The sequence below is a fragment of the Psychrobacter sp. genome, assembly GCF_030454045.1.
Classification (GTDB): domain Bacteria; phylum Pseudomonadota; class Gammaproteobacteria; order Pseudomonadales; family Moraxellaceae; genus Psychrobacter.
In genome coordinates this window covers 25,339-34,523 of the sequence record NZ_JAKDJE010000030.1, presented here as the reverse complement: position 1 = coordinate 34,523, position 9,185 = coordinate 25,339, and the positions used below count along the sequence as shown (strand labels likewise).

7 protein-coding genes and 4 tRNA genes are annotated in these 9,185 nt (G+C 43.4%); 1 reads left to right on the top strand and 10 read right to left on the bottom strand.

What is annotated here, in order from left to right; genetic code table 11:
* Positions 1 to 315 precede the first annotated feature (315 nt).
* The 10 genes from L0G63_RS07345 to L0G63_RS07300 form a co-directional block, all read right to left on the bottom strand.
* Positions 316 to 633: a DUF6122 family protein gene (locus L0G63_RS07345; protein WP_301450051.1), complete on the bottom strand. Its 318-nt coding sequence runs from the start codon at positions 631 to 633 to the stop codon at positions 316 to 318.
* 234 nt (positions 634 to 867) lie between these two features.
* Positions 868 to 942: transfer RNA gene (locus tag L0G63_RS07340), tRNA-Thr, on the bottom strand.
* 103 nt (positions 943 to 1,045) lie between these two features.
* Positions 1,046 to 1,119 (bottom strand) — tRNA-Gly (locus tag L0G63_RS07335).
* An 84-nt stretch (positions 1,120 to 1,203) separates the two neighbouring features.
* Positions 1,204 to 1,287 (bottom strand) — tRNA-Tyr (locus tag L0G63_RS07330).
* Positions 1,288 to 1,354: 67 nt separating this feature from the next.
* Positions 1,355 to 1,430, bottom strand: a tRNA-Thr gene (locus L0G63_RS07325).
* Positions 1,431 to 1,623: 193 nt separating this feature from the next.
* A complete protein-coding gene (locus L0G63_RS07320) occupies positions 1,624 to 3,120 on the bottom strand; it encodes an anthranilate synthase component I family protein (RefSeq protein WP_301450050.1) in 1,497 nt (498 codons plus the stop codon).
* 236 nt (positions 3,121 to 3,356) lie between these two features.
* Positions 3,357 to 4,451, bottom strand: a complete 1,095-nt coding sequence (locus L0G63_RS07315) for an FHA domain-containing protein (RefSeq protein WP_301450049.1) — start codon at positions 4,449 to 4,451, stop codon at positions 3,357 to 3,359.
* Positions 4,452 to 4,565: 114 nt separating this feature from the next.
* Positions 4,566 to 5,378 (bottom strand): RsiV family protein, encoded by an 813-nt coding sequence (locus tag L0G63_RS07310; protein ID WP_301450048.1) that lies wholly within the window; start codon positions 5,376 to 5,378, stop codon positions 4,566 to 4,568.
* A gap of 259 nt (positions 5,379 to 5,637) precedes the next feature.
* The gene (locus L0G63_RS07305; protein ID WP_301450047.1) at positions 5,638 to 7,233 is read right to left on the bottom strand and encodes a peptide chain release factor 3; all 1,596 of its coding nucleotides are present in this window, start codon (positions 7,231 to 7,233) and stop codon (positions 5,638 to 5,640) included.
* A gap of 181 nt (positions 7,234 to 7,414) precedes the next feature.
* Positions 7,415 to 8,317, bottom strand: coding sequence for a hypothetical protein (locus tag L0G63_RS07300; protein ID WP_301450046.1), 903 nt, complete (start codon positions 8,315 to 8,317; stop codon positions 7,415 to 7,417).
* Positions 8,318 to 8,652: 335 nt separating this feature from the next.
* Here L0G63_RS07300 and L0G63_RS07295 point away from each other — a divergent pair, with 335 nt between their 5' ends.
* The gene (locus tag L0G63_RS07295; protein ID WP_301450045.1) at positions 8,653 to 9,066 is read left to right on the top strand and encodes an Ohr family peroxiredoxin; all 414 of its coding nucleotides are present in this window, start codon (positions 8,653 to 8,655) and stop codon (positions 9,064 to 9,066) included.
* Positions 9,067 to 9,185 lie beyond the last annotated feature (119 nt).

Here is a 9,185-nt window from a genome sequence, read left to right as displayed (position 1 = left end):
GTGGCTTGTTACGTTCAAACTTGGCCTTTGCCATGGGTATTTCCTCTTTTTTTGGTGAATGATCAATAAAAAGCTGTTTAATGGCTCATAATAAAACTAACTCATCATAAACCTAGCTATCAACCGCACGAATCACTGCTGAAACACAACTTCTCATCAAACAGTACTTCGAACTAATTTTTGTATCCGTTATTATACGCTGACTTGTCTTTAATAGTCATATCTCTCTTGATCGAAACCCGTCTTTCTATTGTCTAAAGAGGTTTCGAATATAATGCTACTTATAATCGCTCAACGATTTGATGTACAAAGATATCAGCTAACTGACATCATCAAACAATCTATAGAATCCGTTAACATATGAAAAAGCAAGCCAATGCCAATGATGTTAAAGGGTTTACGAAAAAATAGTAAAGCCACATATACCAGCATTGCATAATACGTATGTAACGGATGAAAATGAATACTACATCTGTTGGCCTGGAAAATTGGGTTAGCAACTAAGTGGTCTACATCCACCAACATCGTCGCTAGCAAAACCAGATAGGCTTTTTTCCATTCTTTCTCAAAAAATATAACCGCAATGACGAGAGGAAAACCAAAATGCAAAAAATAATGTATTAATGTTTGCATACTCGTCTACCAGTTTTAATACTATCAATCTGCTAGATTGAACACTATTATATAGTAAGCCATTAAAACCAATATTTCGTGATGTACTGACAGCACTAAAAGGCAACACCTTAGTGTCACCTTTGAATCATTATATGTCGTATAATTTTTTATGTTTCAATAGTCTATCGTTTCGATATTGACGCAAAGCTATATATAAATAGCAAAACAAGCGTAAAAGGTGTAAACAATAAATGGAGCTCATATCGAGAATTGAACTCGAGACCTCTCCCTTACCAAGGGAGTGCTCTACCGCTGAGCTATATGAGCGTAAATTACAAACCTTTAAGCTGCACTAAAAAAAATATCACGATTCAGTAGTAATAACTGATGTCGTGATGAATAATTAATAGGCTTTGCGATGGTGTATATATGGAGCGGGTGGCGGGAATCGAACCCGCGTCATTAGCTTGGAAGGCTAAGGTGTTACCATTATACCACACCCGCATTTACTCTAATCTTAACAATTCTAATCGAGAGTTGTAAACTATATAGAGCATGCTTGGCGCTATAACAAACTTTTAAAAAATATGGTGGTGGGGGAAGGATTCGAACCTTCGAAGCTTTCGCGACAGATTTACAGTCTGTTGGGTTTGACCGCTCCCCAACCCCACCTTAGGTTGCTTTGAACAAAAATGACTTTCATTTAAGACAAGTTCATAAAAAGCTGCTTTAAGAGAGATGGTGCCGACTGCCGGGATCGAACTGGCGACCTACTGATTACAAGTCAGTTGCTCTACCAACTGAGCTAAGTCGGCTTGTTCTCTTAAAGTGGTGGCTATTCTATCAAATATTTTGAGATGCGCAAGCTCTTTTTCATATTTTTTTTCAATTATTTTAATAAAAATATCCAAGCCACTGATTATGCTGTTATTTTTTCTAAAGAAAAATACGGCATCATTGCTATTAATGAAGAACCCACTTTCTTCTAGCAAACAACAAGCAAAGCAACTAGCGAATACGCAAGCCATTACAGGCCATTTTTACCGCTTTTATCAATGCCAACGCTTTGTTGTTGGTTTCATCCCACTCCGCTTCTGGCACAGAATCGGCAACGATGCTTGCACCCGCTTGAATATGTATCTTGCCACGGCGCATTACAGCTGTGCGAATGGCAATGGCCATATCCATATTTCCATTCCAGCCAAGATAGCCCACTGAGCCGCCAAAGACCGTCCGGCGCACTGGCTCTATCTCATCTAGGATTTGCATGGCGCGAATTTTGGGTGTGCCTGATAGCGTGCTTGCCGGAAACGTCGCACAAAATACATCGAGCGCGTCCTTGTCAGCACGTATTATCCCCTCTACATTGGACACGATGTGCATGGCTTGTGAATAGCGCTCAATGAGCATCTTTTCTGTGACTTCAATACTGTCCTGCTCACAGACGCAGCCGATGTCGTTACGGCTTAAATCAATAAGCCTTACATGCTCGGCTATGTCTTTTTCATTCTGCAGCAACTCTGTCTCAAATGCCAAATCCTCAGCGCTATCTTGTCCGCGCTTACGTGCTCCTGCTACTGGGCGCACAGTGACTTTGCTATCCTCAACCCGTGAGAGAATCTCAGGAGAGGCACCAATGATATCAAAACGCTTATGATCATCGAGCGTATAGCCATGCACCAAAAACAAATAAGGCGATGGGTTGAGATAGCGTAATGCCCGATATACTGCCAGCGAATCCCCTGTATAATCCGCCGTCAATCGCTGCGATGGTACTACCTGTCTCACCTCACCTGCTGCGATATACTCTTTTATCTGAGTGACATCGTTAGCATACTTCTCGCTACCTGTTTGCGATGTGAATGCTGGTGTCGGCATGACTGGGGCAGATAAGTTAGATGGCTCAGACAACTTTTCTTCGATTTTTTCTAATTCGCGAATGGCCTTGCTATAGCCCTCTTCTGTTTGACAGTCGGCATAAACGATAATGGACAAGGTATTTTCTAAATTATCAAAGACGATAACACTCATTGATAGCATCAGCCACATATCTGGCATCGTCATTGGGTTGGCCGCATCAGATCGGCCCACACTAGGCTCAATAATACGAACCATATCGTAACCCAAATAACCCACTAGGCCACCGCTAAAACTCGGTAATGCCGGCACATCCTCAGCGGTTGGCATTTGATACTGCGCCATCAGTTGACGAATATAGCCGAAAGGATCTTTTACCATGTCTGTCTCAGTATGATCGTTTTTTTTCGTGATCATATACCCATCAGCATACTGCAAAATCAAGTCACTGCCCAACCCTATCATTGAATATCGTGCCCAGCGCTCATCGCCTACCACGGATTCAAACAGGTAAGCCGAACCATTCAAATCGCGCACTTTGGAGAACATAGACACGGGAGTCTGTGCATCCATCAAGCGCTTTTTTACTAAAGGGGCATGACTAAAACCTCGGTCTTTAAAGGCTTGATACTCTTCGAAAGTCATCATAGTAACGCTCTCTTAACAACATACTGGCAAAAAATAAAACGGCAAGCGGCCAAATGAAATATAGCGCCAACATCTTATTTGAATGTTGGCGCTATATTGGCTTATTTACCTATCGATATTTATACAAAGTTATGGATACGCATCAGCTTTTATAAATCAGCTGTTGCAATACAACGCTCATAAACATAACGGCTATCTAAGCGCGGTTGTATCCAAACCATGTATAAGGGCTATCATTACATAACACCCATGTTAAATAGCCATAATGCTAGGCCAATGATCAAAATGGCAGCGAATACCCATATAAACCAACCACCGCTAGACTTTTTCTCTACATGACCTTTGTTAGCAGGATTACTGATTTCTTGATCCATCGCGTTGTTGCCTTGGGTGCCAAGATCGTGCTCTTGCCCTAAATTGGCAGTTCCAGAGAATTGCGCTGTTGCAGCCTGCTTGGCTTTTAGTACCTCAGGATCAGCTTCTTCTTGTAATTCCGTCTTAGTTGTCTTGTCATGTTCAGCTTGGACTGCTGGCTCTTCACGTACAGTCGGCTCAGCATCATGAGATGCTGTCGGTTTTGATGGCGCGTTGGTCGTCACAGTTTCTGGCTCCGTTACTGTTGGTTCGGCTGCTGTAGGCGCTGTGCTGTCTGCAGCGGACAAAACAGTGTCAATACCTGTCTCTTTGACTACTGGCTCTTGCGTGGCTGATGTAACCGCTTCAGTCGTCTCAATATCAGACGCGTCTGCCAAATCCGTTACAGTGTCTGAAGGACTAATAACAGGTGATGTCTCTGCATCCTCTGCAGTAAGTACGATCTCCTCGATACCTGTTTGTTTTACGACTGGTTCGCTGACCACAGGGTCTTCAATAATACATTCTTCATGCTCAGGCACTTGTGTTTGAGTAGCCTCATTATCGATACTGTGCGCTGATTCCTCTGTTATTGCTGGTGCTAGCGTCTCTTCTGCTTTAGTCGCATTTTCACTTGCGACTGGAGCTTGCACCTTAAAACTAAAGCTTGCAAAACCAAGCGTGTCCTCAGCTTGTAATTGATTGGATTCGTTGCCAACGATGCGCTGATCGTTGATAAACGTCCCATTAGAAGAGTCTAAGTCTTTTACGTATAACTGACCGTCTAGTACGCTCAGCACGGCATGATTACGAGATACCTGCTTGCTGCCGAGTACCACATCATTGTCACCGCCGCGACCAACAGACAAGCTATCCTCGACTGTCAGTGTCAGATCACCCAGCGCCTCTGTTAACGCATTTAGTTGCCAAGTATCCATCTCTGCTGTCGTGCTTACGCTATCTGTATTATCCGTCATCTTGTTACTCCTTATTTTTCTATTAATTTTTAAACGCTTTTAAGCAAATTACTATCTATATCAATCAACTGACGACTCTGTGGTAACAGTCATAATCAGTATTTATCTGTTTGTCTATTGTTGTATAAATTGAGGCTTTATCACGTTGTGAAGCTTGCTATAAGGGATACTCAATACCGGCATACCATAAGCATACGGGCCAATAGAATAGTGCTGATAACGAATATTCATACCTGTATCTGTCAAGGTCACATTGTCGCTTAGCGTAAACGGCCAACTTTTCTCATAGCTACTGACATCGTCAGCGACGGTCTTCACCCATGTTTTATATGCCTCATGGGCAAGCGCTTCAAAACGAGGCTTTTGACCTTTGATCAGCATATCATCAAGGGTGACTTGTTTTTTGGTATTCAGATCGAACGTCAAGTACTCACTATAAGGCATACCGTGAGCACCGCCAGTAAAGACGTAAGAGTTGATCTCAAACAGCTCAAAGTTATTGACATGACCCAAATAATCAGGCGTCACCATCAAGTTATAAGCCCACGAAACCTCTTCAGGCGTGTCCTGAAGCTGCGAGGCGGCAAAATCATCGATCGCAGCCGTGACGTCTGCCCGACTGCTTTTTGTTTTAATAGGCTCTGATTCAGTGGGTTTGCTATTAACGACCAAATTATCGATACGTGCATTGACGGTGTTGTCTATCCAGCTGTGATTGCTTTTGAGATATTCGACTTCAATATCTGGGCAATTGTCATGCTCAGTGCAGACTTTTTGGATATTTTCTGGTAATTGATAGTCAAGATATTCTGTCGTACTGACGAAGCTGCCTGCGTTGACAGATATGCTGACCGCACCCAATAATAGGCCGCTCGCTAAAAGACCAATTCGCCGTGTACGCCCTACTCTGCCTAAAGAAATATGCATCAGCGTGAACCTATTAAGATGAGATTGAACCATAGCTTTCATGCATCCTCTTTTATAAATATAAAATGTTGTAATACATTCTACCGTAACAATCGCGCTGTATTGTAGGAACACTGTTTGTGTTTTTGAAGTGTTGCTAATCACTCAAAACCTCTCTTGACTCATTTGCGGCATAAATAACGGACAATAAAAAAGACACGGCTAGCGTGTCTTAATCATTGAACAATAAGCGATGCAGGTATATTTGATACAAATAATTTTAATGCTCACGCGTGCTGCTAAAGGTGATCTCTGGATAACGATCTTGCATCAATTGTAAATTGACCCGTGATGGCGCAAGGTAAGTCAGATAACCACCGCCATCGATTGATAACTGGTCATGGGCTTTTTTCTTGAACTTTGCCAAAGCCACGTCATCATCACAATGAATCCAGCGTACAGTGGCAATCGATACTGGCTCAAAGGTACATTGCACTTTGTATTCTTCTTTGAGGCGATGCGCGACCACTTCAAACTGTAGCACCCCAACCGCGCCCAAGACCAAATCATTATTGATTTGCGGCATAAATACCTGCGTGGCACCCTCTTCGCTTAATTGCTGTAGTCCTTTTTGCAGGGCTTTTGATTTGAGCGGATCTTTTAGTACCACGCGGCGGAACAATTCAGGAGCAAAATGAGGAATACCGGTAAAGCTCAGCTCCTCACCTTCAGTGAAGCTATCACCGATAGAGATGGTGCCGTGGTTGTGTAAACCAATGATATCGCCCGGATAGGCTTCTTCTAGCGCTTCACGGTCACCGGCCAAGAATGTCAAGGCATCGGCAATACGGACGTCTTTACCCAAACGCACGTGCTTCATTTTCATGCCCTTCTCGTACTTGCCAGAGCACACGCGCAAGAAGGCGATGCGGTCACGGTGACGTGGATCCATATTTGCCTGAATTTTAAAAACAAAGCCTGTAAAGTCAGTCTCGGTTGCTGATACTTCACGCTCAGTCGTTGGATGGGCTTTTGGTGGCGGGGCATATTTGACCAAGGTATCGAGTACCATATTGACACCGAAGTTACCAAGTGCCGTACCAAATAAAACTGGCGTCATCTCACCTGCCAAAAACGCCTCTACGTCGAACTCTTCTAGCGCCATTTGTACCAGCTCAAGTGACTCCTCAAAAGCATCAAACATCAGCTGACCTAGACGCTCGCGGATATCAGGATAATCGTAGCCTTCACGCGTTTCAGAGACGGTCATCTTGCCGCCATTGCCTTTCTCGTAAAGATAGGTTTTGTCTTTTGCAAGGTGATACACCCCAACAAAATCCTGACCCATGCCAATCGGCCATGTGACGGGCACGCATTTAATCTTTAGTACCGCTTCGATTTCACTCAGTAGCTCAAGCGGCTCACGAATCTGGCGATCGAGCTTGTTGACGAACGAAATGATTGGCGTATCGCGCATGCGGCAAACCTCCATCAGCTTGATGGTTCGTTCTTCGACACCTTTTGCGCCATCGACCATCATCAGTGCGCTATCCACGGCAGTCAAGGTACGATACGTATCTTCACTAAAGTCGGCGTGACCTGGGGTGTCTAATAGGTTGACCATGTGGTCTTTGTATGGGAACTGCATGACAGAGGTGGTGATTGAGATACCGCGCTCTTGCTCCATGCTCATCCAATCTGAGGTGGCATGGCGATCGGTCTTACGGCCTTTAACCTCACCTACGACCTGAATCGCTTGTCCCCATAACAACAGCTTTTCAGTCATGGTGGTTTTACCAGCATCGGGATGCGAGATAATGGCAAAGGTGCGGCGCTTGGCCACTTCTTTGTTGAGTTTCTTTGGATCTACGCTCATAATTTTCAGCTTCAACAGTTGTGTCATTTAGAAGTCAATCTAAATAAGTAAAATCAATAATGAGCGTATTGTAGCCGATTTCGCGTTATGGTGCAGAGTTCACGCACAAAAAACACGCTCTACCAATTAGATAGGGCGTGTGAATAAGCCTTTTTGGCTTGGTGATAGCGATGGCTCAAGATCAATAATAACGCTTGATTTGCTCGGTTATAAAGTCTGCGGCCACCTCGTTCACAAGCGTACAATCTACCACGCCAAAGCGGCTATCTATATTTGGATCAGTGCTGCCCTTGGCAACATAGTTTGCTTCATATATGTCATTGCCATACTCAACGCCACTATACTCGTAGGCTGGTTGATTGTTATATGCAAAAAACATCACCTGCGCCGCTTTTTGCTTATTTGCTATACCAACACCAAACTGAGAGGTTCTATGATCTCTGTCGTCACTAAAGCGTTGCTTGGCAGCGTCAATCCATCTTCCTATTGAGGTATATCCTGTCTTATTTCTCTCATTAAATGCCAAAAACGAGCGCTCGCTTGTCACCACTGGGATATAACAAACGGAGCCTTCAGGAAAGGCAACATTGGATGGAATTTCTGAGTAGTTGCTCAAATCGGTGAGAATACCGCGGCGCTCTTCAATACTCGTGCCAGCGCTATAACTATTGGCACTCAATCCAGACAAGTTCAGTGTTTGATAGGTGGTTTGATAGTCCAGTTTGTTATTACTGTTTTTTTCGTAAATAGGACGCTTGACCGTGCGACCATTGACTTCGATGTCTTTATTCTCAAGTCGACCTTCAAAATTATCTGCCAATATGGTTCTGTCTAAATCATTTAGGCTCTGGTTACTATAACTGTTGATGAGATTGGTGGTTTTGATCTCGCGTGCGCCTGTACGATAGGTCTCATCGATGCGCGCAACGGCAGTATCGTTGGCCTTACTATCGTAACTATTGGCAAAGCTCGTCAGCGTAATATTGTCGCTATCAGAACCATAACTGGCGTCATCTACTTCGCAGCCTATTAAAGTAAGCATTGTCCAGAAGAAAACACCAGATATCGCAACCATTCTATTCATCGAACAATGTCCTTATGATTTAGATTTTTATCACCCAATTTGATGATATTAGGGCGTGTTGAACATTCGCAAATAGGCACTGCTGATCGCTAAAATTGTTCCAGACAAGGCACAAAGCGACGATAATGCAGATGCCTTAGCGAGATTTGTAACGCAGTATGGGGCAGTTTTAGCATCAGCAGGTATTGCTACTGTAGAGAGCTGTGAAAGTCATATTTACAAAGTTGTCGTAAATATTTACTACTGACTCACTGAGCTGTTTTAATGATTTGTTATCCTAGGTTGGATATTTGGCTTTACCACGAAAATCTAAAAACCAAAACAAAGGATGTGTTATGAAAACTTTATATTCAACCAAGTCTACTGTCACGGGCGGCCGCATGGGTACGGCAACCTTGAGCGATAGCGATCTTGAGATCAATATGGCCCCACCAGGTGGCAATCAAAAAGGCAATAACCCTGAGCAACTGCTTGCTATGGGCTATGGCGCTTGCTTTGATAGCGCACTAGGCGTTGTCAAAAAGATGGAAGACGCACGCTTTGGTTCAACGACTGAAACGTCTGTTGACCTGTTGCAAGGTGACAACCACGAGTACAAACTCTCAGTAAAAATCCATGTAATCGCCGATAATACCGATCTGTCAGCTGATGAGATCCAAAAACTGGTCGAAAAAGCGCATGACGTCTGCCCATATTCTAAAGCCACACGAGGCAATATCGATGTTGAAGTTACCTCAGAAGTAAAATAACGTATTATGAGACTCATTATCAACAATTAATTGAGAAAGTAGTTAATTAAAAATACGTTAATTATAGAAGAACTCAGCTGGTCTGGGTTCTTTTTTTGTCTGAAATTTTGGTGAAAAAA

Excerpts from the sequence above, each read along its gene's own strand:
- L0G63_RS07315 (WP_301450049.1), bottom strand. The coding sequence starts at position 4,451 with ATGACGGATAATACAGATAGCGTAAGCACGACAGCAGAGATGGATACT.
- L0G63_RS07345 (WP_301450051.1), bottom strand. The coding sequence starts at position 633 with ATGCAAACATTAATACATTATTTTTTGCATTTTGGTTTTCCTCTCGTC.
- L0G63_RS07300 (WP_301450046.1), bottom strand. The coding sequence starts at position 8,317 with ATGAATAGAATGGTTGCGATATCTGGTGTTTTCTTCTGGACAATGCTT.
- L0G63_RS07320 (WP_301450050.1), bottom strand. The coding sequence starts at position 3,120 with ATGATGACTTTCGAAGAGTATCAAGCCTTTAAAGACCGAGGTTTTAGT.
- L0G63_RS07295 (WP_301450045.1), top strand. The coding sequence starts at position 8,653 with ATGAAAACTTTATATTCAACCAAGTCTACTGTCACGGGCGGCCGCATG.
- L0G63_RS07310 (WP_301450048.1), bottom strand. The coding sequence starts at position 5,378 with ATGCATATTTCTTTAGGCAGAGTAGGGCGTACACGGCGAATTGGTCTT.
- L0G63_RS07305 (WP_301450047.1), bottom strand. The coding sequence starts at position 7,233 with ATGAGCGTAGATCCAAAGAAACTCAACAAAGAAGTGGCCAAGCGCCGC.